The sequence below is a fragment of the Pseudomonas sp. Seg1 genome (genome assembly GCF_018326005.1).
Lineage (GTDB): Bacteria > Pseudomonadota > Gammaproteobacteria > Pseudomonadales > Pseudomonadaceae > Aquipseudomonas.
Map to the genome: position 1 here is coordinate 6,424,529 of NZ_AP021903.1, position 23,507 is coordinate 6,448,035.

The 23,507-nt window shown below is 58.3% G+C and carries 17 protein-coding genes; all 17 read right to left on the reverse strand.

The genetic code is table 11. The annotated features are described in order from the left end of the window. Window positions 1-48: 48 nt before the first annotated feature. A complete protein-coding gene (locus KI231_RS29040; RefSeq protein ID WP_213026990.1) occupies window positions 49-984 on the reverse strand; it encodes a PoNe immunity protein domain-containing protein in 936 nt (311 codons plus the stop codon). Window positions 985-1,518: 534 nt separating this feature from the next. Further along, window positions 1,519-1,941, reverse strand: a complete 423-nt coding sequence (locus KI231_RS29045; protein ID WP_249412082.1) for a hypothetical protein — start codon at window positions 1,939-1,941, stop codon at window positions 1,519-1,521. A gap of 46 nt (window positions 1,942-1,987) precedes the next feature. Continuing rightward, entirely contained in the window at window positions 1,988-2,518 is a 531-nt protein-coding gene (locus KI231_RS29050; protein WP_213026991.1) for a hypothetical protein, read from the reverse strand. Then, window positions 2,515-4,749, reverse strand: coding sequence for a hypothetical protein (locus KI231_RS29055; RefSeq protein ID WP_213026992.1), 2,235 nt, complete (start codon window positions 4,747-4,749; stop codon window positions 2,515-2,517). Before KI231_RS29055 ends, KI231_RS29050 begins: the two co-directional genes overlap by 4 nt. A gap of 48 nt (window positions 4,750-4,797) precedes the next feature. Further along, a complete protein-coding gene (locus KI231_RS29060; RefSeq protein ID WP_213026993.1) occupies window positions 4,798-6,831 on the reverse strand; it encodes a type VI secretion system Vgr family protein in 2,034 nt (677 codons plus the stop codon). A 28-nt stretch (window positions 6,832-6,859) separates the two neighbouring features. Continuing rightward, a complete protein-coding gene (locus KI231_RS29065) occupies window positions 6,860-7,861 on the reverse strand; it encodes a serine/threonine-protein kinase (RefSeq protein WP_213026994.1) in 1,002 nt (333 codons plus the stop codon). Beyond that, complete coding sequence (locus KI231_RS29070; protein ID WP_103302641.1) at window positions 7,858-8,586, reverse strand: PP2C family protein-serine/threonine phosphatase; 729 nt, start codon at window positions 8,584-8,586, stop codon at window positions 7,858-7,860. The genes KI231_RS29065 and KI231_RS29070 overlap by 4 nt, the downstream gene beginning before the upstream one ends. Further along, window positions 8,586-12,125, reverse strand: a complete 3,540-nt coding sequence (gene tssM / locus KI231_RS29075; RefSeq protein WP_213026995.1) for a type VI secretion system membrane subunit TssM — start codon at window positions 12,123-12,125, stop codon at window positions 8,586-8,588. The genes KI231_RS29070 and tssM overlap by 1 nt, the downstream gene beginning before the upstream one ends. Before the next feature lie 13 nt (window positions 12,126-12,138). Beyond that, window positions 12,139-13,014 carry a type IVB secretion system protein IcmH/DotU gene (gene icmH / locus KI231_RS29080; RefSeq protein WP_103302644.1) on the reverse strand — a complete coding sequence of 292 codons (876 nt, stop codon included), beginning with the start codon at window positions 13,012-13,014 and terminating at the stop codon, window positions 12,139-12,141. A 5-nt stretch (window positions 13,015-13,019) separates the two neighbouring features. Beyond that, entirely contained in the window at window positions 13,020-14,351 is a 1,332-nt protein-coding gene (gene tssK, locus KI231_RS29085; protein ID WP_103302646.1) for a type VI secretion system baseplate subunit TssK, read from the reverse strand. Window positions 14,352-14,353: 2 nt separating this feature from the next. Continuing rightward, complete coding sequence (gene tssJ / locus KI231_RS29090; protein WP_103302649.1) at window positions 14,354-14,854, reverse strand: type VI secretion system lipoprotein TssJ; 501 nt, start codon at window positions 14,852-14,854, stop codon at window positions 14,354-14,356. Window positions 14,855-14,859: 5 nt separating this feature from the next. Next, window positions 14,860-16,056, reverse strand: a complete 1,197-nt coding sequence (tagH, locus tag KI231_RS29095; RefSeq protein WP_213026996.1) for a type VI secretion system-associated FHA domain protein TagH — start codon at window positions 16,054-16,056, stop codon at window positions 14,860-14,862. Between the two features lie 18 nt (window positions 16,057-16,074). Beyond that, entirely contained in the window at window positions 16,075-16,215 is a 141-nt protein-coding gene (locus KI231_RS29100; protein ID WP_007920296.1) for a hypothetical protein, read from the reverse strand. Between the two features lie 315 nt (window positions 16,216-16,530). Further along, window positions 16,531-18,051, reverse strand: a complete 1,521-nt coding sequence (locus KI231_RS29105) for a sigma-54 interaction domain-containing protein (protein ID WP_213026997.1) — start codon at window positions 18,049-18,051, stop codon at window positions 16,531-16,533. Between the two features lie 10 nt (window positions 18,052-18,061). Further along, complete coding sequence (gene tssH, locus KI231_RS29110; RefSeq protein WP_103302659.1) at window positions 18,062-20,719, reverse strand: type VI secretion system ATPase TssH; 2,658 nt, start codon at window positions 20,717-20,719, stop codon at window positions 18,062-18,064. A gap of 11 nt (window positions 20,720-20,730) precedes the next feature. After that, complete coding sequence (gene tssG / locus KI231_RS29115; RefSeq protein WP_103302661.1) at window positions 20,731-21,738, reverse strand: type VI secretion system baseplate subunit TssG; 1,008 nt, start codon at window positions 21,736-21,738, stop codon at window positions 20,731-20,733. Next, window positions 21,702-23,489 carry a type VI secretion system baseplate subunit TssF gene (gene tssF / locus KI231_RS29120; RefSeq protein WP_213026998.1) on the reverse strand — a complete coding sequence of 596 codons (1,788 nt, stop codon included), beginning with the start codon at window positions 23,487-23,489 and terminating at the stop codon, window positions 21,702-21,704. Before tssF ends, tssG begins: the two co-directional genes overlap by 37 nt. Window positions 23,490-23,507: the final 18 nt, after the last annotated feature.

The window sequence follows — 23,507 nt, forward strand, 5'->3', positions numbered from 1 at the left end:
GACTAAAAATAAATCCGTCCCCTTTTACATAAACATTAATATGCTTTGTTATTCGCCCGACCAGTACCAGAGTGTATCCCCCCACTGCGACTCACCTATTTTCGGCATAATTTCGCCCTGCTTGAAATACTGTCTAGAGTTTAATTTTGCAGGAGTAAACCAATATCCAGTTTTTTTGCAGGCCTCCCCTGCCTCTATTCGAGAAACACTGGAGGAATTGATTGGCACATAATTTCTGGCATATTCAACCAAATCCTTCGGATAGACCATGTGTTCGATGGCGCGATCATTAATACCGTACAAAAAAGCAACCGCAGCGGCCTCAAAAGCCCAATATCCTACGTAACTACCTCTATCACCCATCAAGTGGGTATCGTGCCACGGGGCTTGCCCAAAAGAGGTATACCAGGTATCACAATATTCTTTTAAAAGTTCTGAAGCCTCCTCCCCATCTTCTTCATAGATCACATGTACGAGGGGCGTGTATGCTTCGTGATACCACTCGTCCACGTCATGACGACCAGGGAGGACCTTGCTCAACAAGTCCTCATAAAAAGTATCATCCCCAGCGCAACCGGCTTTATCAAACAGCTCAACAAAAACTCGTAGAAGGTCGACTCTATGCAGCAAGACACATAAACTTATTACCTGTACACACTCCTCATATTCGCAAAGCAATCTTAAATTTAGCGGCGCTATTATAGAAACACCCTCACTAATGGCCAGTGTCTCTTGAACCTCTTGATACTGGCTAACCAGTAACTCCAAGAGTACCACTAGACTCTCAATCTCATCACCAGACGTGTAGCGTATCAATATTTCATCAAGAGTCTGTTCTTGAAAATATCTGGCTCTGAGCGACTTTTCCTGTTCGGATGAGTCTGCTTCAAACAAATTTGTTTTTGCGAATTCCAAATCAGCTTTCTTAACTTTTAAGAAGTTATCAAACCGTTCCTGGCTTAAAAACTGTTGTCGTCTGTTCATAATCTATACCTCTTTCGCCAAGGCCTTCAAATACCATGCTTCGCGCTCAGGGATGCCTTACGTTTGTTGACAGCTGCTTTAACTTCGGCTTCTCCACATGAAGGAAAAAATGGGGACAGACCACGTTTTCGGATCATTATTAAAACGTGGTCTGTACCCATTTCAAATTCCTTGCCGTTGGACTGCGTTGTGTAAGACATCGAGACGATCTGTGAGCCCTGCGCCATCAGCGGAAATGGGGACAGACCACGTTTTTCGGATCATTACTAAAACGTGGTCTGTCCCCATTTCACCTTCCGCCAAATTAACGGACGACGTCAAAGACTCGAATCGTTCCGTAGCGCTGGCCCTTAGCCGAATTGCCGATGGTGCGCAGCTCATGGTGGTGTGTGCTTTGGACTATCTGGAAGATTTGATAGCGGTGAGGGCGAAGCAGACTTTGAAGACGTAAGACGCGCCTGTAGGACGGACTAAAAAATAAATCCGCCCCTTGTCCTTCAAGATTAATAAATCTGTTCCATAAGCTTCTGAAAATTATTTCCAATCACACCCGCCATCTTCGGAAGCGTCGACTGTTGGATCAAACCTGAACGAGTACTCCTTACCATTCGTTTTTCTATATTCCATTGAAACTATTATTCCACCCTGACTAACCATTTCATACTCACCGGTTATTTTACCATCCAACACTTCGGACCATGTCCGCGTCAACTGCACCGCTGCTTGAGGATCCAATACCTCACGTTCAATATTGCTCAAGACCAGTGATATCGGCTGCTTTGATTGTTTATATCTAACAAACCCTCCGCGCCAATCAGTAGAATCATCAGAATAAGTTCGTAGCTCGTATTTTATTTTCCCATCAGGTACAGACACAAAACAGAGCGACTCTGATTTAATCTCACAATAGGCATGAACTGGAAAACAGAATAATAATATTCTCAGAAACTTTTTCACCTACATATCTTATTGGAAAATAAATCCTACAACTTTGATTCGCAACCTAATTAACATAGCCACAAATACCATCACTCAACTTGGGGCGGGCATTGATTTTTCCGTTAAACTTCCATGTAGATAACAATCTGCTTTCACAAAAACTTTTCTTTGAGGAATCATAATAAAACGCAACCAAATCATTAACAGAAGCACCTAAACTTGGAGAAAAAACGTTAACTTTATAGTAAACATCCGGACCGTCCAGCCCGCCGGACAAGTCTATTTCAGCCGCCCCGATAAATTCACACGGGGCCCCGCCATAAGCCCCATAGAGACTACCATTAGAATATATAAATATAGAGCAGTTTGTTATACTATCATCAAAAATAATTGCACTTACATATGCGCCATTAAAACCAACCGTCCCATCAGGCAGCGTATGAATTTCTTTGAGTTGCACTTCATTTTCCGCCGAGATCTTCAACCGTATCTCTTCAGGAAGATCCACTAAATTTGGACTACTGACTCCAGCAGCCCCATATACTAAAGCGCTATAAAATATATATGAAAAAATCAAAGTGCCTATTTTTTTCATGATGGACGACTCATAGCAAATTGCACGATAACGTGCTGCCTCGGAGTATTCAAATTCATAGTAAGACTTGTATCGTTAGACTCACTCAGGAATCGAAATATATATTGTGCAAAAGCTTGTCTTTCATGATAACCATTGGTACCTCCGTTAACTACTGAAGAAACAGCACCTACAATTACCGGAGTAAAGGGTTTGTCGCAGTGTCTATTCATGTTCATCGAGCCAGACTGGTTGATAAATGTCGAAACCCAGAAAAATCCTCCGCTATCACAAGCATTGTAAGGATCACTTTCAATTAGGTTCGGATCATACCTCGGAGCCCAACGTTGCGGTACTCCAACGACTCCAACAATCTGATTACTAGCATTTCGCAAAGTTGGATCCTTCCAATAGTGAGTAGATGAAGGCGTGACTCTAGGATCTGCGTAGCCTCCATTAGGCATGGCAGGGAGTGATCTCGCCGATCTATAATTACCATACTTCTCATAAGTGCCAGCCCATGTCATTTGCATTATTCCACGCCCGTAAAAGGCTGCATAATACTGCGCCATAGGCAGACTTGGATGTGGATAACCCTTGCCGATCTCCTCGACAGTTCTCCATCGCCCCGTTTCCAACAACACTTGCGCCAAAAAATGAGTTCTACGTGAGATAGTTGTAATCCCATATTTCATCATAACTTTATTTAAGCTTACATAATAAGAATTAAGCCTAGCCATTGCAGAAGCATGTGAGATCTGATACAGATTCGGGTTACCAGTAGTTGTTGCCACCCAATTGGCGCCTACTTGGCGATAATCATGATATTTCGGAAGCGTGTAAGCTAACTCTTCCAAACTAAACCAAGCGCACTTCCTAAACGCTTCAATAAAAGATCTCGGATGAAAATGCCAATGTTCTGATTCAATACCCTCTAAAGCTGCATCTTCCCAAAACGCTAGCTTTTCGTAGTGGAGTTTTAGCTTTTGATAGCTCTCTTCGGCAATGATTGGACTACTCCCTTCTGTCAACCAACCATATCTGCCGTTGAAATCACTTTTCTTCCATTCACTGGGAAATTTAAAAATCAGTTTTTTTAGCTTTTCCTGATTTTCCGGACGTGTAACTATAGAGTTGCAGGAATCACGCTGTTCTTGCGTTGATGGTGTTTCCGTAATACCCAATAAGTCCATAACAATATTCGACTGACAGCGCCCATCCCCATTAGCGTCATCATCGACCAAGCGCCAACCCGTCCAATGTGGGAAATCTGCATCACTATAAAAGGTAACGGTGGGGCCGTTCAAATTCACCCAGCCAATTCCGTCCGAATACGCAACTTGACGCCAGTGCGCAGAATCAGTTGGTTGAAGCTGATCTGGACCAAACACTTTTCCAAATCTAAGTAGCTCATAGCCTGCACTTGGACAATCAGGATAGATCGTAGAGGCAGTTTTATACAGCTTATACTCGTAATCCTGAGTTTCTCTACGTTCCCCTTTTACCTGACCTGTCTCATCGTACGTTGTAACAGTGCACTGACCCTGATCGTAGGTCATTTTGACAAAATACGCCTCCGTCGGACGATGAATTATGGCAGATGTATTGAGCGAACTTCGGAGATCGCTAGGCGGCTCAGAATAGAAAATAGCTTCTGGAGGCAGATGAAAGTGCGTATCCCCCCAGTGGCTATCCGTGCGCCCATTCTCTAAAATAGATAGTTTTTCGCTAGCTCTGCCAATTAGTCGCGACACGTTTTCCTGGCTTGAAACTATTTCAAAATGAATTTTATGATCTGCACCATATATGCTGCCAGCTACCCCTAACTCATCCTTTCTATAAACTCGTAAACCTTGATAAATATCAACGAGCGTTATTGATGATAAATGCATATAGATTGAGTAAAAAACGACCTTAGCTTGTGTCCCCTCTCCCACTTCCGTTTCGTGCCTTATTACTATACATCCGCTATCGGTCCAGCCTCCTCGATAATTAAGAGGGTGATCTAATTCATTAGTTTTTGGCTCTGGCTGCCGAAAATAAGCAACAACTCCGTCTGCAATTGAGCGCACCGATATATGCGCACTACCAACTTGCGGGGCTTTCAGGTGAATACCACCATGCCATCCCATATCATGACTAACAGGGAAAGCGCCGTTTCCCGGCTCACCACCGATCATGGCTCGGCTTAGATAATCTTGATCAAGTTCATTTGCGACAGCTACAGGAGTAAACGGGGGGCTAATCAACATAGTTTTGGTCCATATTTAAACAATCTTCCAATCCTTCTCGCGCTGAATTCAGAGCGAGAACGGATAATCCATTTCGGGTTTCGACTCTTCTGGCGCATTCAACAACGCCTGATCCATCAAACTCCCCGCCTTATCCTTATCCGCCGCCCCCGGCAGCACCGGCGGTTTGATCCCGATCCCGGTCCCATTCCCAGGCGCCCCGCCAGCATTAATCTTCACCACCGGCCCAACCACCGTCACACCGCCGCCATCGAGCTTGATAAAGCTGCCACCGCCAAGAATGGTCAGCTCAGTTCCCGCCTCGATAACAATCTTGTCCCCAGCCTTGAGATGAATCTCTTTCCCAGCGCTGGTCAGTTGCGCGGTGCCCAGTTTGATGTGCTGGTTCTGCCCAACTGTCAGGTGATCATCGACTCGCGTTTCAACCTTGCGGTCGGACACCGTGGTGCGGTGTTCTTCGGCCTTGAGCTCGGTGTAGGTGTTTTTCTCGACGGTGTCGTGGCGTTCGTTGCCGACCCGAATCTTCTGGTCGTGCTCGACGTTTTCATCCCAATCGCGCTGGGCGTGGATGTAGATCTGCTCGGCGCCTTTTTTGTCTTCGATGCGCAGTTCGTTGTAGCCGCCGCCGCCCGGTGAGCTGAGGGTTTTGAAGACGCTGCGGGTTTTGTTCGCCGGGAGGGCGTAGGGCACCGGGTTTTCCTTGTGGTACAGGCAGCCGGTCACCAGTGGTTGGTCGGGGTCGCCTTCGAGGAAGGTGACGAGGACTTCCATGCCGACGCGCGGGATGCTGATGGCGCCGTAGCGGTCGCCGGCCCAGGAGCTGGAGACGCGCAGCCAGCAGCTGGTTTTGTCGTCGGCCTGGCCTTCGCGGTCCCAGTGGAATTGCACCTTGATGCGGCCGTACTGGTCGCAGTGGATTTCTTCGCCTTTGGGGCCGGTGACGTGGGCGGTCTGGCTGCCGAGGACGCGGGGTTTCGGGTGTTCGAGGGCCGGGCGGTAGAACACGTCCCACGGGGTGGCGAGGAAGGTGTTGCGATAGCCCTGGTGGAAGTCGTCCTTGTTGTCGGTGGTGTCGCTGGTCACGCCTTCTTCGAGGACTTGCGGCTGTTTGCCTTCGTGGACGATTTCGGTGAGCAGCCAGAGGTCGTTCCACTCGGTGCGCGGGTGGTCGGACATTTCCAGGAAGTGGCCGCTGACGAGGCGGGTCTGGTCGCTGCGGCCTTCGGCCTGACGGTAGTCGGCGCGGTGGCGTTCGAGGGCGCGCTGGCTGAGGAATTTGCCGCGCGCGCGGTCGATGAAGCGGCCGGGGTAGTCGTAGTCTTCCAGATCCGGTTCGGTGCTCTCGCCTTCTGGCTTGTATGCCGCTTCCATTTGCAGGCGCGGTTTTTCGAAGTCGTAGTCGCGGCGTGTCACACGGCTGGTGCGGGTTTCCAGGCGCAGTTTGAAGCCTTTGATCACCGGTTCGTCGGCGACCATGCCGCTGCCTTGCACGTACGCGGTCGGCTGGCCGAGTTTCTGGAACACGGTCTGGTCGTCGCCGAACACCAGCAGGTGCCCTTTTGGGGTGTGCTGGAAGTGGTAGTGGATGCCTTCCTCTTCGCACAGGCGCTGGACGAAGTGCAGGTCGGTTTCGTCGTACTGCACGCAGTAGTCGCGATCCGGGCACGGCTGGCTCAGCTGGAAGTTGTAGGCGTTGCCCTTGATGCCGTGTTCTTCGAGGATAAGCGCGATGATTTTCGGCGCCGACATCTGCTGGTAGATGCGCTGGTTGCTGCGGTGATGCAGGTATTGCAGTTGCGGCACCATCGAGACTTTGTAGCGGGTCAGGCGCTTGCCGGCATCGCCCTGGGCGACGCGGTAGATCTGCCCGTGAATGCCGGAGCCTTGTGGATCGAACGCCAGGAATGCCTGTTTGTGCAGGAGCTTTTCCAGGTCCAGATCGGGGTTTTCGCTGACCAGTTCGAGGTCGAAGCGAAACGGCTGGCTGATGCCTTCGGTACCGGTGAACGCCAGCACTTGCAGGTCGCCCACGTAGTCTTCGACCTTGAGGCTGAAGTGGGTCTCGTTAGCTGAGTTGAACATTGTGTGCTCCCTGTTCGAATGTCATCCGTTACGCCCGAAACCGCAGACGTTGCAGCCAGGATGAAGTGGCGCCCAAGGCGTCACGCAGTTGTTCGGCAGTGATGGTGCGTTCTGCCGCATCGAAGCTCAGCGCGGTTTGCAGCGCTGGCCAACAGTGTTTCGGTAAGTTCTGCGGGGCTTGCAGTTCGCGCTCCAGGTGCTCGTCGCGGGCCTGGGTCGAGGGCAAGCGGCGGAACGGGTGTTTGCCGCTCGCCAGTTCGTAGATCACACAGGCCACGCCGTACACGTCCGCGCTGGCCGACAACGGTTGGCCCTCAAGCAGTTCGGGGGCGGCGTAGCCCGGGGTCCAGGCGTTGAAGCGTTCGCGGCTCAGGTGCGGCAGGCCGGGCAACGTGCCCTCCTCTGCCTGACCCAAGCCGAAGTCGAAGAGGCGCAGGCCGTCTTCGCTGAGCATGACGTTGCTCGGTTTCATGTCGCCGTGCAGCACGCCGCGACGATGGGCGTAGGCCAGCGTGTCGAGCAGCGGCAGCACGATGTCGCGCAGTTCTTTCCACGGCAGGCCGAGGGGCCGCTCGCATAGCAATTTGTCCAGGGTCAGGCCACGCATGTATTCCATGGTGATGAAGGCCCGCTGGCAATCGGTGTCGACTTCAAAGGTGTGCGCGCGCACAACGTTGTCGTGGCGCAGGCGTCGGGTCAGGGCGAACTCGCTGTAAAGCAAGGCACTGGCGTCCGGCGATTCGGCAAATTCTTCGCTGAGGATTTTCAGCGCAATGTAAGGGTCGGGATCGCCGAACTGTTCGTGCAGCAGATCCCTCGCCCGGTAAACAGCGCCCATGCCGCCGGCCCCGAGCAGACGCTCGAGGTGGTAGCGACCGGCGAGTACGTCTGGCAGTGCACCGATGCTGGCCTTGGTTGGCGCCAGCAAAGGCTCTGCGTTGTTAGCCTTGGCGAAGGCGAAGTAGGTCAGGTTGTTGGCCTGTTCTTCGCTCATCAGCAAGTCATCGATTGGCGATTCGATTTTGCTCATTGGCGGATCACCACGGCAGTCAGGTTGTCGCGAGCGGAGCCGCGCAGGGCGCCGTCGAACAAACGTTCCAGCGCCACGTGCGGCGCACTGAGGCTGAGGGCGTTGCCGAGGGCATCGCTGCTCAGTCCCTGGTACAAACCATCGCTGCAAAGCAAAAACGCATCGCCCGGATACACCTCAAGTTCCAGCACATCCAGGGTCAGTGTTTCGGCGGCGCCAACGGCTCGGGTCAAGGCCTGAGCCGCCGGGTGCGCGGCCGCCTGCTCGACGCTCATTTGCTGTTCGTCGATCAGTTGCTGCTGCAGTGAATGGTCCTTGGACAGCTGATACAGCCGCTGCCCGCGCCACATGTAGCAACGGCTGTCGCCGGCCCAGATGCAGGCCGCGCGATTGCCTTCCACCAGCAGCGCCACGACGGTGCTGCCCATGATGCTGTCGTGACGCCCGGCGGTGACCGTCAACTCTTGCCCCAAACGCCGGTTCAGCCAGTGCAGGCACTGGCGAATGGCTTTGAGGCGTTCGTCGAAGTCCTCGTGTTGCGGCAGTTCAGCCAGGCTGGCGACGATCAACTGGCTGGCGATGTCGCCACCCTGATGACCGCCCATGCCGTCCGCGACCACCCACAGCCCCTGCTGCGGATTGTCGAGGAAGGCATCTTCGTTGCGCGCCCGCACCTTGCCCGGGTCGGTACGCGCCGCGCTGCGCCAGGGACTGGCCACCAGCATCAGAGCTGCACCGGCATACGGAAGGTGCGCAGCACGCCCATGTCGAACGGGTTCGGCGTGCGCTGGCTGGTCAGCAGGTAGTTGGCGCGCAGGCCGCCCACGTCAGCTTTCAGCACCAGCACGTCGCGACCGCTCAAGTACTCGGTCTGCATCAGGTCGAACAGACGGAACAGCGACCATGGGCCGGAGTTCTTCTCGATGCCGATCGGACGCCCGGCCATTTTGTCCATGACCAGACTGGTACGACCGTCTTCAGCATCGGTCGGCCATTTGAACGACATTGGCAGGATCGGGCCGTGACGGTATTCCATGGTCTTGTCGCCGAACTTGAACTCGGAGCGACTGACCGCCGGGTCGAGGGTGTACGGCTCAAGCTTGAACTGCACGGTCGGCTCGGCCGGGTTGATCGAGAAGAAGCTCTGGCGAATGGTCAGGGCTGCCGCCATCTGGTCGAGATACATCTTCGACACTGGCAGGCTGTGACCGTCGATGCTGCGCATGCGGTAGTTGCCCGGATCACCGCTGACGAACGGACGCATGTAGCTGTCGAAGAAGCGGTCGACGGTGCCTTGAGCCCGGAAGAACTCGCGGAAATCGCTGATCGCCACGTCGCTGGTGCTGCTGGCGCTGAACGGATAACGCTTGCTGATGGTCTTGCCATACACGCTGTACAGCTCGTTCTGATAACGGCCGTTCAGATATTGGTAAGCATCGTTGAGCACCAGACGCCACGAGTCTTCGGCCAGCACGTTGAACCACACGCTGAGCGGACGCGGCAGGCGACCCGACGCGGTGCGCAGGTTGGTCAGCGCATCACGCTGGCCGCTCATGCGGGTTTTCGCCATTTCAAACGCGGCTTGTTCCGGCGTACTGGAACGGGCCAGACCGGACAGTTGCAGTTGCAGGTCGTTGAGCGCGCTGAGGGCCGGCGTCAGGTCAGCGGCCGGACCGTTGTTGTCATCAAGCAAACGATGCAGCGGCTCGAAGCGACGTTGCAGCGACTTCTTAGCGGTGTCCGGCAGGTTTTTCGCCACGGCCATCGCCGAAGCCTTGTCCGCTACGGCCGAGGCCAGTTTGCCGACTTTACCCAGCTTGCCCTTCTGCCCAGCCAGTGCATCGGCAGCGTCACCGGCTTCATCCACCGGATCAGCGGCGGCCGGGAAGCGCGTGTTCTCGCGGACTTCAGTGAGCAATGCCAGCACCGGCGAGTTGGCCGAAGTCAGGCCCGCCAGTTGCTCGGCGCCTTCACCGGCGTCGCTGATCGGTGGCAAGGCCACCTGGCCAACGGCCTCGCTCCAGTAGTTGGCGTAGTCGCGGAAGTACAGTTGCTCCAGTTCGACCATCAGGCGACGCAAGTCCATGTCGCTGATGCCCGCGCCTTCGCCCAGCACCCAGTTGTCACGCAGGATGTCGGTAACCAGCGCCGAACCCTGCACCGAGAAGTACTGCTGATAACCCTGTTGGGTGTAGAAACCCGGAATCACGTACTCGGTGCCGATGAACAGCGAGCCCTGTGGGCCGAGGTGTTGGCTGAAGCGGTATTCCGGCAGGTTGCGCGCCTGCTCGCGGAGCATGCGGTAGACCACGGTGGCCAGCGATTCGGCACGCAGAACCTGACGTGCCTGCGTGACCAACTGATCGTTCAGCGGGTAGATGAACGGCTGCTTCAGCAGGCGCTCAAGGTGAGTGGTCAAACCGTTCTGCACCGCGGTGTTGCCGGTGTAGCGCTGCGACCAGTCAGTGGCGACCCAGTCCTTGAGCCACGCGGCGTCGCGACGATCCTTCATGTTCAACATCAGGTACGCACGCAGGCTGTTGATCAGCTTTTCGCGGTCCTTCATGTTGGCGCGGATTTGCCCTTCGAGCATGGTTGCAACCCGTGGCAGCAGTTGCGCCTCAAGCTCGCGCTCGTAAGCCACTTTGACCACCGGATTGACGTCTTCGCCCTGATACAGACCGCCGCGCTCGTGATACGAAACGTCGCCCTTCTTCGGGAAGGCCTGCGTCGCGGCGTAGCTGGTGTCGAGGGTTTTCAGCACGCCCATCGCATCATCGCGCGGGGTCAGTGCCGAACGCTGCTGAGTCCAGTTCTGCGCCAGTGTGCGCAGGTTTTCCAGACGCTCGTAGTTGGCCGAGAAACCGCCCGCCCAGAGCATGCCGAACAGTGCCAGTGCTGCGAGTGCGCCGACGTACAACGCACGCTGGCCCCAATGAATGCGGCTGCGCTCACGCTTGTCCAGACCGGCCAGATCGGCCTCGGGGAAAATCACTTGGCTCAGCAGGTGATGGATGAAGCGCGAACGACCGCTGCGCAAGGTCGGCAGCACGCCGGCATTAATGCCGAGGTTGGCGCCAATGCCAGCGGTGGTCGAATCCATTTCCTGGGTCAGGTGCGGTGCACTGGTCAGGTAGAAACCGCGCAGTTGCGTTGCACGCTGATAGCGGTTGCCGGTGAATGCCATGTCGACGAACAGGCACAGACGCTCGCCGATCTGCCCCAGTTGATGCGGGAAGTCGAGGATGCGGCCACGGCGCTGAGTGTCGCGCTCGGAGTGCATGCGCATGATCACTTGGCTATTCAAGCGACGCAGCAGTTCTTCGAACTCGTTACGCAGCACTGCCACGTCGGTGCCGACCTGTTCCTTGCGGAAACTGGTGCCCAGTACCTGATCGCTTTCTTCGCGGGTCAGTTGATCGAAGAACTCGTCAAAGCCGAGCAGCTTGTCAGCCTTGCTCAGTACCAGATACACCGGCACATCGACGTGCAGCTTCTGATAAACGTCTTGCAGACGAGCGCGGACCTGGCGCGCCAGCACATCAATGTCCTGCTCGGTGCCACCGGTCAGCGATTCCACCGGAATGGTCACCAGCACACCGTTCAACGGACGGCCGCGACGACGCTTGCGCAACAGTTCCAGCAAGGTGCGCCAGGCACTGCCGTCGACTTCCGCGTCAGGCTGGGTGGTGTAGCGGCCGGCGGTGTCGATCAGCACACCGTGGTCGGCGAAGTACCAGTCGCAATGACGGGTGCCGAGGGTGTCGCGGGTCAGCTTGCGGTCGATCTTGTTGATCGGGAATTCCAGACCTGAGAAGTCCAGCAGGCTGGTCTTGCCGGAGGCTTGCGGACCGATCAGCAAGTACCACGGCAAGTCGCTGCGCCAGCGTTCGCTGCGGCCGCGATACAGGCTCGAGGTTTTCAGGGTTTTCAGCGCGTCTTTGAAACGTGCCTTCAACTCCTTCTGCTCGTCGTCGATCTGCTCTTCGCGGCGAATACGCTCCTGGCCGTCTTCGGTGGCTTCGACTTCTTTCTTGCGCACACCGGCGCGCCAGCTGACGAAGACCATGGTCAGGCCCCAGATCAGGAACAGCACGCTGATGGTCAGCAGACGCGAGGTCGCGCCCTCCCAGAACTTGTAGTCATCCACCGCCAGCAACGGGCCGACGAACCACACCAGCAGCGCCACGAACAGCACCAGCAGCAGGGTCCAGACCCAGGTCTGGCGCAAAAAGGCGCCGACTTTCTTGAAAAAATTCTTCATCACACGTCCCTGTTTACGGCTGCGACTGCGGCTGGACCGCGGCCGGATCAAGCGGCTGATAAGGTTGCAGAACGGTTTCGCGCTGCTCGCCCAAGACCCAGGCGAAGCCCGAATACATCACCACCAGGCAGACAAAAGTGAACAACACCACCATCCACGCCGGCACGATGCGCACCAGGCTGCGACGCTGATCGTTGAGGCCTTCCCAGTGCGGCGACAACTCACGCGGCACGTCGCCACGCAACTGACGGATCTGCCGGTACAAGGCGTCACGGATGCCTTCGAGTTCGAGCATGCCGCGCGCCTGCACGCGGTACTTGCCCTCGAAACCGAGGGACAGGCACAGGTACATCAGTTCGAGCATCGGCAGGTGCTTGACCGGGTTTTTCGACAGCCGATCGAGCAACTGGAAGAACTTCTCGCCACCGAAGGTTTCGTTGTGGAAGCTGCTCAGCAGGCTCATCTGCGACCATTCGCTTTCGTTGCCCCACGGCGTGGTCACGACAGCTTCGTCGACCACGGTGCAGAGCACGTAACGTGCGGCCATCACCTGGCTGCTTTCCGCACCGTTGTGCAGCGCACGCACTTCAAACAGTTTCAGCCCGGCGGTCAGGCGCTCGTTGAGCGCGTAGAGGTCTTCACGGGTTTCGCTGTGCTTGAGACGCACCACTTCCGAAAGCAGTTCGGAGGACGCCGCTACCAGCGAATTGAGGCTGATGTTGAACGCTTCCGCCGGGCGCAGGCGCGCGGCGTAGATCATCCGTTCTTCCAGTTGCTCGAAACGCGGCGGCGCGGCGAAGTCGGTCAGCGGACTCGACGCCGGGCCATGGCCCTGACGGTCGAGCAGGACGGTTTTGTCGTCCTGATTGTGTTCCATGTCCTTGATCATGTCGGTCAGTTCCTGATGGCCCAGAATTTCAGTTCAAGCTCGGCGAATTCGCCCGACACGTGGAACGCGAAGCCGCCGGAGCGCTCGAGTTGTGCCAGGTCTTCGGAACTGAGTTCGAGGATGAAATAGGTTTTGTTGGAGTGGAACGCGATCTGCCGCGGGGCCACCGGCAACGGTTTGACCTTGATCCCCGGCAAGTGCAGGTTGACCAGTTGGCGGATGCGCTCCACCGGGCCGACCTTGAGGTGCGCCGGCAAGCGGTGGCGCAGTTCTTCGGAGTCGCAGTTGGCACTGGCCGCCAGCACGAACGAAGCCGAGCCGAGCAGTTTGTGGTCGTGCAACGGCGACACGATGATCCCGTACTGACGCGCTTGCAGGATCAGTTCGATGGCGTGCTGTTCGAGCACCATCGACAGCACCTGACGAATCGCTTCCATCAGTTTGCGGAAGCTCGCGCCCTGGTCGGCGTGGGAGTAGCGGCTGTCCAGGCGCGGGCGTTTGCTCTCGCCGGAGAAGGTCGCCAGATCGCCAAGCATGGTCAACAGCGTGCGGTACAACTCTTCCGGATGTACCTGCTCCAGGCCCAGATAGTGGCGCAGCAGCAGTTCGGTGCGGTTGATCAGTTGCAGCATCATGAAGTCGCCGACTTCCGCACCGCCGACCTTGCCGTTGGAGCGAATCCGCTCGGCAATGGTGTCGCCCCGGTGGTTGAGCATGCTGATGACTTCTTTCAGGCACGACAGCAGGTAGCTGGAGGCGTGGGCCTGAATGTAGGTCGGTACGAAATCCGGATCGAGGCTGATCACGCCGTCGGGCGTGGTGTCGAGCACGTCGCAGATCTTCAGCTTCACGTAGGCCTGATCGCTCTGCTGCTCGCCGAGCAGCAGTTTGAAGTCCGGACGACCACAGCTGACCTGGCTGGCGGAATCGTCGCCGGCGTTGGAGTCGGCGACTTCGGCGTCGTAGGCGGTGTAACGCGCGAGTACGTCGGATTGCTCCGGACGGCGCGACTCGATGTGATTGCCGGTGACCAGCGGCAGCGCCAGGTAGATCGGCGTGTTGCCGGTATTCGGCGGCACGTCCAGCGCCAGCGGCTCGGTGTTGCCACCGAGTTCGAACAGGCTGCCGTCCGGCAGAATCCCCGAGGCTTCACTGATCACCAGTTTGCCCATGTTGAGAAACTGCAGGTCGATCTGCAGATTGAGGAAACCCCAGGTGTAGCCACCCAGCAATTGGGTGCGGGTTTTCATCTGGTGATCGTAATAACGATCGTTGTGCTGGAAGTGCTGCGGACGCAGCAGCATGCCTTCCTGCCAAATGACTTTATGGGTATTCATGGTCAGTCATCCGCCTTGGCGAGCACTTCGTGGGTGTTGCGGATACCGGCCTGATCCAGGGTCAGATCGGCATCGGTCAATTCCAGCGGGGTGATCTGCACGGTGTAGCGCCATTTGGTTTCCGGCAGGTCGCGGTAGGCGGCGAGGATGCCGACGTAACGGCTGCCCTCCTCCACGCTGAGCTTCATTTCCACGGTTTCACCCGGGCGCAGTTCGAGTTCTTCGCTGGCCACCAGATCCGGGTTGAGGGATTCCTTGGCGCGTTCGTAGAGGCTGAAGAAATCAGCGTTCTCGAAAGTTACGGGGTGCTTCAGTTCGAACAGGCGCACCACGATCGGCGACGGGCGACCGTTGAGGTCCGGGTTGAGCTGATCGCTGCCGGTCAGCTTCAGATTGACTTTGGTCACTTTCGAGTACGGCGACAGCGACGAGCAACCGGCGAGCAACACCAGTACGGTGAGCGCAGTCAGCGTCTTGAAAAAAGCGGTCGAGCGGCGAGACATGCGCATCATCCTTGGTGGTCGGTGTGGAGGGTGGAGATCAGACGGATCTGTTCTTCGTAGGCTTGGGCGAAGTCGCGGGCGAGCAGACGCTCGCTCCAGTCGTCGTCCTGACGCAGCGCCTGGTGATAGCGGCCGAACGCTCTCCAGCGCCCGCCGGACGTAGCGATCAGCGGTTTGTTGTCGCGCTCGAAACGCAGGGTCAACTGCTCCGGCGAGAAATGCTCCAGCGTGCCGCGCACGGCGGCGCGGCTGGCGGTGAGCAACGCCACTTGGTGCGCCTGCAAGTCGCGGAACGCACGGGAGATGGCTTGTTCGGCCGGCAAGTGGCCCGGCTTGTGCGGCTGCAACAGAATCTGCAGCGCTTCGCTCGGATCGACGGCGAATTTCAACGGGTTCTTGTTGGTGCCTTGCACGGTGGTCTGGGCCAGACGCAGTTCGTTTTTCAGCTCCGAACGAGTACGCAGGCTCTGCTGCAAACCGCCGATGCTCTGACGCAACAAACGCGCAGCATTCAGCGCCATGGCTTCGCGTTCGTCGTGGCTGAAACCTTTGACGTCCACGCCCAGCGCCGCGCCGAAGTGCTCCCAGAAACCTTCACTCTGACGCTCGACGGCTTTCGGTGCCGGCGCCGGTTCAGGCTCGGCGGGGGCTGCGATCAGCTCCGGCACCATCAGGCTTTCCATGTCGATGCGCGCGTAGTCGGCACGCTGACGCGAGTCTTCAGGCTTGGTGTTCGGCGCCAGCAGTTCGTCGATTTCCGAGTAGACGCGTTCTTGCTGTTCGAGCGCGTTGAGCGGGTCGAGATCGAGGAACGCGTCGTCCGGGATAATGCTGCCGGCAGCACGCGGACGGCCGGCTTCACCGTCGAAGGTCGCCGGGTCACGCACCAGCCTCGCGCGAATCTCGAAATCGCCCAGCACGTAGGTGCTGCCGTGCTCGATGCGCACCGGCTCGCCTTTGTGCAGACGTGCACCGCTGTCGCCGTCCTGCACCCCGTTGCTGCTGGTGTCGGTCAGGAAGAACGTGCCTTCGCGGTAACTGACAATCGCGTGGTGATTGGACAGATGACGCTTGCGGTCAGGAATGATCCAGTCGCAGTCCTCGCCCCGCCCGATCACGCCGCCAGCCTGTTTGAAGGTCTTCTGGCACAACTCGGTGGGCACGAACTGCTTGGTGTTCAGCATTTCGAAAACCAATTCCATGTTTGATGCTCCTTGCGGTCACTTGCCGCGATTGACCGCTTGCGGATCACCCAACGGGCGATAGTCGTTATCGTTGAATTTGTAATTGCCGCTACAGCCACCAAGGCCGCAGAGAACGACGAGGGTCAGCAGGACAGCTTGCCAGTGACGAACAGACATCAGAGGGTCTCCAGGGGTAGACAAAGCACAAAGCGCCGACCCTTGCGGGCGGCGCTGAAATTAATTCTTTTAGTCATCTGTAAGGCTCTACATCGGGGTCTTGAGCCAGACCAACGAGGTGCACGCACCTCCTGTGGCGAGGGAGCTTGCTCCCGCTGGGCCGCGAAGCAGCCCCAAAACCAGACACCGAGGTGGTTCTGGCCAACCGCATTCACCGGATTACGACTGCTGCGCAGCCGATCGGGGACTAGTCCCCTCGCCACAGAGAAGCCCTTCAACACAGGATTTGTGCAGACTGCGAAAGCAGTGATCAGATCAACCATCGAAGTCACCCAAATTGATATTCAAGCGACCGAGGCGGTACAGCAGCGTGCGCCGTGGCAAACCCAGTTCGCGGGCAGCGAGAGTCTGGTTGCCATCGTTCTTGCGCAGGCAATCGAGCAGCAGCGTACGTTCGACCTGCTCCAGGCGTTCGCGCAGGTTCAGGCCGCTGTTGTCTTCGGGCATCGCTTCCATGCGCAGGGAGAAATGCTCGGCCAGCAACTCGCCGCCCTCGCACAACAGCACCGCGCGTTCGACCAGGCCTTTGAGTTCACGGACGTTGCCGGGGAAGTTGTAGCCGGACAAATGTTCCAGCGCCGCCTCCGACCAACGCACCGGGTCACGCTGCAAGAACGTGCAGGCCTTGTCGGCGAAGTGCCGGGCCAGCTCCAGAATGTCGCCTTCGCGCTGACGCAGGGCCGGCAGTTCGATCGGGAATTGCGCGAGGCGGTAATACAGGTCCTCGCGAAACTTGCCTTCGCTGACCAACACCGACAGATCGCGGTGGGTCGCGGCGATGATGCGCACGTCGATCTTGTGCGTGTCGTTGGAGCCCAGCGGACGGATCTCACCCTCCTGCAACACGCGCAGCAACTTGGCCTGCAACGACAGCGGCATGTCGCCGATTTCATCGAGCAACAGCGTGCCGCCATTTGCCGCATCGAACAGCCCCGCGCGGTCGCGATCAGCGCCGGTGAAGGCGCCTTTGCGATAGCCGAACAGCTCGCTTTCCAGCAGGTTTTCCGGGAACGCCGCGCAGTTCTGCACGATGAACGCCTGAGAACGTCGCGGGCCGCAGTCGTGAATGGCCCGCGCCACGACTTCCTTGCCGGTGCCGGTCTCGCCGCGCAACAGCACGGTGTACGGGCTGTGCAGGACTTTGCTGATCAACGAGTAGGTCTGGCGCATCGCGGCGCTTTTGCCGATCAAACCGTAACCGCTTATGCTTGGCACGCTGCGCACCGCCGGCGCATGAGCATCCAGCGGCTGGCGCAGGCGTTGCAGCAAATGCAGTTGGCCGAGCACGAACGAGCCGAGCTGGCCGAGCGATTCGGCAAAACCGTGCAAGTCGGTGCGACGCTGACTGGCACACAGCAACAGGCCTTCGACGGCCTTGTGCCGATTGACCAGCGGCACGCACAACAGCGACTGCCACGGCGCCGAAACGGCGGGCAGAAAGCTGGTTTCGTGCAGGCTGCCGCCGAGGTCGTCGAGACACACCACGCGGTTCTGGCACAGGGCGAATTGCAGCAGTTGCTCACCGTTGTAATCCGCCGGCAGGCTCGCCGCCTGGCGCGGTTGCAGCGCGCCGTCGAGGCACTCGGCGTTCATCCCCAGGCAGGTGTGGGTGGCGTCGAGCAAATACAGTTGCGTCAGTTCGCAACCGCTCAGCTCGGCCAGGCCACGCACGAAGTCACCCAGCAACGCAGCACCGTCCGCCGCCCGCGACAGGCTGGCGAACTGCGCCAGCAACGCTTCGGCGTAGACCAGTGGTTGCGGTACTTGAGTGAACATCACCGCCACCTCAGGCGAACTCGCACATCACGCTGGCGTTGCCGTCGAGCGTGGCATGCACACGCTTGAGGCTTTCACCGGTGGCCATCGCGTCGAGCAGACGATCGGCCACCAGCGGCAGGACGTGCTGATCGAGCAAATGATCGATCAGGCGCGCACCGCTTTCGCTTTGCGTGCAGCGCTCGGACAAGTGATCGACGAGGTTCTGGCACCAGCTGAAATCCAGCTGACGACGGTTGAGGCGCTCGCCGAGACGACCGAGTTTGATCTCGATCAGCTCGCGCAATACCGGACCGCCGACCGGGTAGTACGGCACCACTTTCATCCGCGCCAGCAGCGCCGGTTTGAAGTGTTTGCTGAGTACCGGGCGAATGGTTTCTTCGAGCAGTTCGGCAGTCGGCCGCGCACCGTCTTCGCAGAGGTCGCTGATCTTGTCGCTACCGAGGTTCGAGGTCATCAGGATCAGCGTGTTGCGGAAGTCGATCTCGCGACCTTCGCCGTCGTTGGCCACACCTTTGTCGAAGATTTGGTAGAACAGGTTGAGCACATCCGGATCAGCCTTTTCGACTTCATCGAGCAGGACCACCGAGTACGGTTTCTGCCGCACGGCTTCGGTGAGCATGCCGCCCTCGCCATAACCGACGTAGCCCGGTGGCGCACCGATCAGACGCGAGACGGTGTGCTTCTCCTGGAACTCCGACATGTTGATGGTGGTGATGAAACGATCACCGCCGTACAGCAGATCGGCGAGCGCCAATGCGGTTTCAGTCTTGCCGACGCCGCTTGGGCCGACCAAAAGGAACACGCCGACCGGCGCATCAGGCTTGTTCAGACCAGCAGCTGTGGCGCGCATCGAGCGATCCAGGGCGTGCACGGCCTGCTCCTGACCACGGATGCGCGTGCGCAGGTCGGTGGCGAAACTGGCGACCTTGGCATTGTGCTCGCGGGCTAGTTGCGCCAACGGCACACCGGTCCACGCGCTGATCACTTCAGCCACCAGACGCGGACAGACTTCGAAGCTGACCAGGCGCTCCTTGACCTGTGCGGCAGTCAGCTCGCTGTGGGTCTTGTTCAGTTCGGCTTCCAGCGCTTCGACGCTTTGGCCTTCTTCAACTTCAGCCGCAATGGTTTCGATCACGGTGCCTTCGGCGTCTTCTTCAACGCTGACGGTCGGCTCAACGGCGGCGGCTTCGCGGGCCTTGGCCAGTTGCTGACGCAGTTCCAGCAGGCGCTCGGCCAACGCTTTCTGTTCAGTCCACAGGGTTTCCAGCGCGACCATTTCGCTTTCGGCTTCTTCCAGCCGCGCTTCCAGTGCGTCCAGCGCTTCGTGATCGATCAGCAGGCCTGCCTCGGCATCACGGCGCAGGGCCTGACGCTGGCGGCCACCTTCGGCCAGTTCGCCACGCAGGCGCTCAAGGCTTTCCGGGGCGGCGGCGAGGCTGATGCGCACGCGGGCGCACGCGGTGTCGAGGACGTCGACGGCTTTGTCTGGCAGTTGGCGGCCAGCCAGATAGCGCGCGGACAATTCGGCAGCAGACACCACCGCGTCATCACGCAGGTAGATGCCGTGGCTCTTCTCGTAAACCTGAGCCAGACCGCGGAGGATGGTCACCGCTTCGCTGACGGTCGGTTCGTGCAGTTGCACCGGTTGGAAACGACGGGCCAGGGCCGGGTCTTTCTCGAAGTACTTCTTGTACTCGGCCCAGGTGGTGGCAGCGATGGTGCGCAGTTCGCCACGCGCCAGTGCCGGTTTCAACAGGTTGGCCGCGTCGGAACCGCCGGCATTGCCGCCGGCGCCGATCAGGGTGTGGGCTTCGTCGATGAACAGAATGATCGGTTTCGGCGAGGCTTTGACTTCGTCGATCACGCCTTTGAGGCGACGTTCGAATTCACCTTTGACGCTAGCGCCGGCCTGCAGCAGGCCCATGTCCAGCGACAGCAACTCGACGCCTTTGAGCACCTGCGGCACTTCACCGGCAGCGATGCGCGACGCCAGGCCTTCGACGATGGCGGTTTTACCGACGCCGGCTTCACCGACCACGATCGGGTTGTTTTTGCGGCGACGGGCGAGGATGTCGACCATCTGGCGGATCGCGCCGTCACGGCACAGCACCGGGTCGAGTTTGCCGTCGCGGGCCTGTTGGGTCAGGTTGTGGGTGAAGCGCTGCAACAGCGATTCGCCCTGCGCGGCGGGTTTGCCATTGGCGGCCGGCTGCTCTTTTTGCGACAGGGCAAATTCCTTCAGGCGATCAATGTTCAGCTTGGCGAGCAGCGGCTGATAGCGGCTGCCGGCGTAGCGCATCGGATTGCGCAGCAAGGCGAGAATCAACGCGGCGTCTTCAACCTGGGTCTGGCCCAGTTCGAGGTTGGCCACCAGCAGCGCATCTTGCAACCACTGCACCAGTTCCGGGGCGAACACCGGGTTGCGCGAAGCGCTGTGCTCAACCCGCGATTGCAGCGCGGCGCTGAGTTCACCGGCATCGACGTCGGCATCCTGCAACGCGCGCGACAGCAAACCATTCGGGCGCTCCAGCAGGCCGAGCATCAGGTCTTCGACGAGGATCTTGCTGCCGCCACGGGCGACGCAACGCTCGGCCGAACGTTCCAGATCACGGCGGGTTTCGGCGTCCAGCGCCTGGATGAGTTGTTGCAGGTCTACGTTGATCATGGCTCACGTCCTTAATGAATTTTGCTGCCCAGGGTCACCACGCCGTCCGCTTTTTCGCGGCCCAGCCAACTGGTCCAGCCAAGGCGACAGGCGTTCTGCTCACCGATGCGCAGTTCGCGGATTTCTTCCTGGCGCAGGACCAGGCGAATGTCGTAATCGAGCGGGTCACGCAGGGTGAACCGCACCAGCGCGCAGAGCGGCTGGTAACCGAAACCGATCGGCAGGAATTCATGGAATCGCTGCCAGTCGAGTTGGGTGATGTGAATGCGGAATTTGCCGCTGCGGTCGCGCACCTGCTCGCCGAGCACCAGGTCCTCGCCGAGCACGCTGTTGTCGCGACCCAAACGATTGCGCTGCTCTTCGAGAATTTCCACGCGACGCTCGATGCACTGCTCGATGACCAGGTCTTCGTGCTTGAAGTAGTAACGCAGCACGGCTTCGATCAACGCCGCCGAGTGCGCCCGCAAGCTGAGCAGGCCGAGGTACGGCAGCAGGCGTTTCCAGTTGAGCTCCTTGGCCTTGCGGATCTCGTCGCCGCCCAGGCCGATCAGTGCGAACAGCTGCGACGAGAACGGGTCGATCGCACCGCTCTGGAAGCTCGCGCGATAGCGGTATTTGCGCCAGATCGGCAGCATCAGCCGTTGCAGACGATGGTGGAACAGGTCGAGGAAGTTGCGCGTCGGGTTGCCGTCTTCGCTGTCGCCCAACGCCTGTTCGCCGTAGAACGCCGGCAACGGCGAACCCGAGCCGACCAGGCCGATCAGGTTGAATCGCATGCGCGCGCGCATCTGCCCGTGCTCTTCGAAAAACTCCACGCGATCGACATCGCTGCGCGGAAAGCCCAGGCTCGGGTTGGCCTGGAACTCAACCTGATCGTACAGATCGTCTTCGCTCAGGTGCGGGTGTGCCTCGCGCAGCCGGTCGATCACCAGCAGCACGGCCTGAAACAGCGAGTACTCGCGTATTACCTTCGTCAGCCCGCTTAAAGCAGGGGCTGCAGGCCCATACGTGGTGTCCATTGGTACACCTCTCCCTGTGTGCTTTTTACGCGCAACTCGTGAAACGAATTGAGACTGGCGTAAAGCGCGAAAAACTCGTTAAGAACCGAGGCGAAAACGAACAGGTCGCCTTCGCCGATGTACCCTTCCGGGTCGATGGTCAGTTCGGTGCGCAAACCGCGCACCGGCAGGCCACGGTGCAGCCGATCGACGTGGTGATGCTTGATGTGCTTGAGGCCGCCGAGCAGGCGTTTGCTGACCTTCTCCGCGTGCTGGTCGTAGTAACGCGGCAAGTCGTAGGTTTCGAGAATCACCTTCAACGCATTGACGTCGGCCAGCGACAGATAGTTAAGCGACATGTTGCTGATCAGCTTCCACAGGAAGTCACGGTTCAGCGGCGGTGCAAAACTCGAAGTGGCCGGGGTGATGTTGCGGAAACTCAAGAACTCCGGGGTCTCTTCGCAGGCCATGCAGATGTCGCCGAGCTTGAGCTTGCGCGGCAGGTTCTGGTTGGTGCACATCAGCTCGATCGACAGGGTTTCGTGGGCCTCGGTGTGGCGAATGCCGAAGCTCAGGTAAGTGTCGAGGCCATCGTGCAGCAGCGACGAACGCTGGCGGATGCTGTAATGCGGACGGCTGTTGGGCACGTCGAAACTCGGGTCGTGCTCGAACGACTCGAACGGCACGTACTCCTGATAACCGAGGCCGCCGGGCTTCCAGCCAGTCACGGTTTCCACCGAGAACACACCGCAGTTTTCCAGATCGTATTCCGCCGGCAGCAACAGATATTCGTCCTGCTTGCCGTCGAGGCGGATCGGCAGTGCGTCGTGCGCGAACAGGTTGGCAATCGGCGTGCAGAACAGCTTCACGTTATCCAGGGTCGGACGCATGCGCATGATCCCGCTCTTGCGGATATCAAAACGCAATTCCAGGCCGCGCATCTGCTTGAGGGTGTCTTCCGGCAGCGCCTTGAGGATGTCCAGACCGTTGACGTCGACGAACAGGAATTTGTCCTGGAAGGCGAAGTATTCCTGCAGGTAGCGATAGCCACGGAAGGTGTTCAGCGGATACGGGATCAATGCTTCTTCTTCGGCAAAGCCCACCGGTTTGACCCGGTCACCAGGAATCTTGAACGCCATCGGCTTGCCGGCCACGCCATCGATGGGCTTGCCAGCGCCGTCGAGCGGGATCAGTTCGATGCCTTCAAGGTTGCGCAGCAGGCTCAAGTAGAGCATCTGGCTGATGTAACGCTCACCGGCAAAGTGCAGGCGCAGTTTGCTCAGTTCCAGCTCACCGAGGTGGCCGTCGGCGCTCATTTCCAGACGCAGGCTGAGCAGCGAGCCGTCGCCCTTCACCGAGTAGTTCAGCGCAGCCAGATCCAGCGGCAGCACTTCAGTCGGGTAGCAGGTGCGGAAACGGCAGCGCACATCTTCGATCGGCTTGCTTTCAATTGGCGTATCGCGCTCGACCAACAGCGCCGGGCCCGAGCGCTTCAGCGGATCGAACTGCAAAATGCTGAACGCCGGCAACGGGCGCATGTAGTTCGGCCACAACAGTTGCATCAGCGAATGGCTGAGTTCCGGCAGCTCGTCATCGAGCTTCTGACGCAGCCGCCCGGTCAGGAACGCAAAGCCTTCGAGCAACCGTTCCACGTCCGGATCCCGCCCGGCCTGCCCCAGATACGGGGCCAGCGCCGGACTACGCTCGGCGAAACGGCGACCGAGTTGGCGCAGAGCGGTGAGTTCGCTTTGGTAGTAGTGGTTAAAGGACACGGGTTACCTGCCTGGTAG

Coding starts and splice junctions, on each gene's coding strand:
- KI231_RS29040 (WP_213026990.1), bottom strand. CDS start 984: ATGAACAGACGACAACAGTTTTTAAGCCAGGAACGGTTTGATAACTTC.
- KI231_RS29050 (WP_213026991.1), bottom strand. CDS start 2,518: ATGAAAAAAATAGGCACTTTGATTTTTTCATATATATTTTATAGCGCT.
- KI231_RS29055 (WP_213026992.1), bottom strand. CDS start 4,749: ATGTTGATTAGCCCCCCGTTTACTCCTGTAGCTGTCGCAAATGAACTT.
- KI231_RS29060 (WP_213026993.1), bottom strand. CDS start 6,831: ATGTTCAACTCAGCTAACGAGACCCACTTCAGCCTCAAGGTCGAAGAC.
- KI231_RS29065 (WP_213026994.1), bottom strand. CDS start 7,861: ATGAGCAAAATCGAATCGCCAATCGATGACTTGCTGATGAGCGAAGAA.
- KI231_RS29070 (WP_103302641.1), bottom strand. CDS start 8,586: ATGCTGGTGGCCAGTCCCTGGCGCAGCGCGGCGCGTACCGACCCGGGC.
- tssM (WP_213026995.1), bottom strand. CDS start 12,125: ATGAAGAATTTTTTCAAGAAAGTCGGCGCCTTTTTGCGCCAGACCTGG.
- icmH (WP_103302644.1), bottom strand. CDS start 13,014: ATGATCAAGGACATGGAACACAATCAGGACGACAAAACCGTCCTGCTC.
- tssK (WP_103302646.1), bottom strand. CDS start 14,351: ATGAATACCCATAAAGTCATTTGGCAGGAAGGCATGCTGCTGCGTCCG.
- tssJ (WP_103302649.1), bottom strand. CDS start 14,854: ATGTCTCGCCGCTCGACCGCTTTTTTCAAGACGCTGACTGCGCTCACC.
- tagH (WP_213026996.1), bottom strand. CDS start 16,056: ATGGAATTGGTTTTCGAAATGCTGAACACCAAGCAGTTCGTGCCCACC.
- KI231_RS29100 (WP_007920296.1), bottom strand. CDS start 16,215: ATGTCTGTTCGTCACTGGCAAGCTGTCCTGCTGACCCTCGTCGTTCTC.
- KI231_RS29105 (WP_213026997.1), bottom strand. CDS start 18,051: ATGTTCACTCAAGTACCGCAACCACTGGTCTACGCCGAAGCGTTGCTG.
- tssH (WP_103302659.1), bottom strand. CDS start 20,719: ATGATCAACGTAGACCTGCAACAACTCATCCAGGCGCTGGACGCCGAA.
- tssG (WP_103302661.1), bottom strand. CDS start 21,738: ATGGACACCACGTATGGGCCTGCAGCCCCTGCTTTAAGCGGGCTGACG.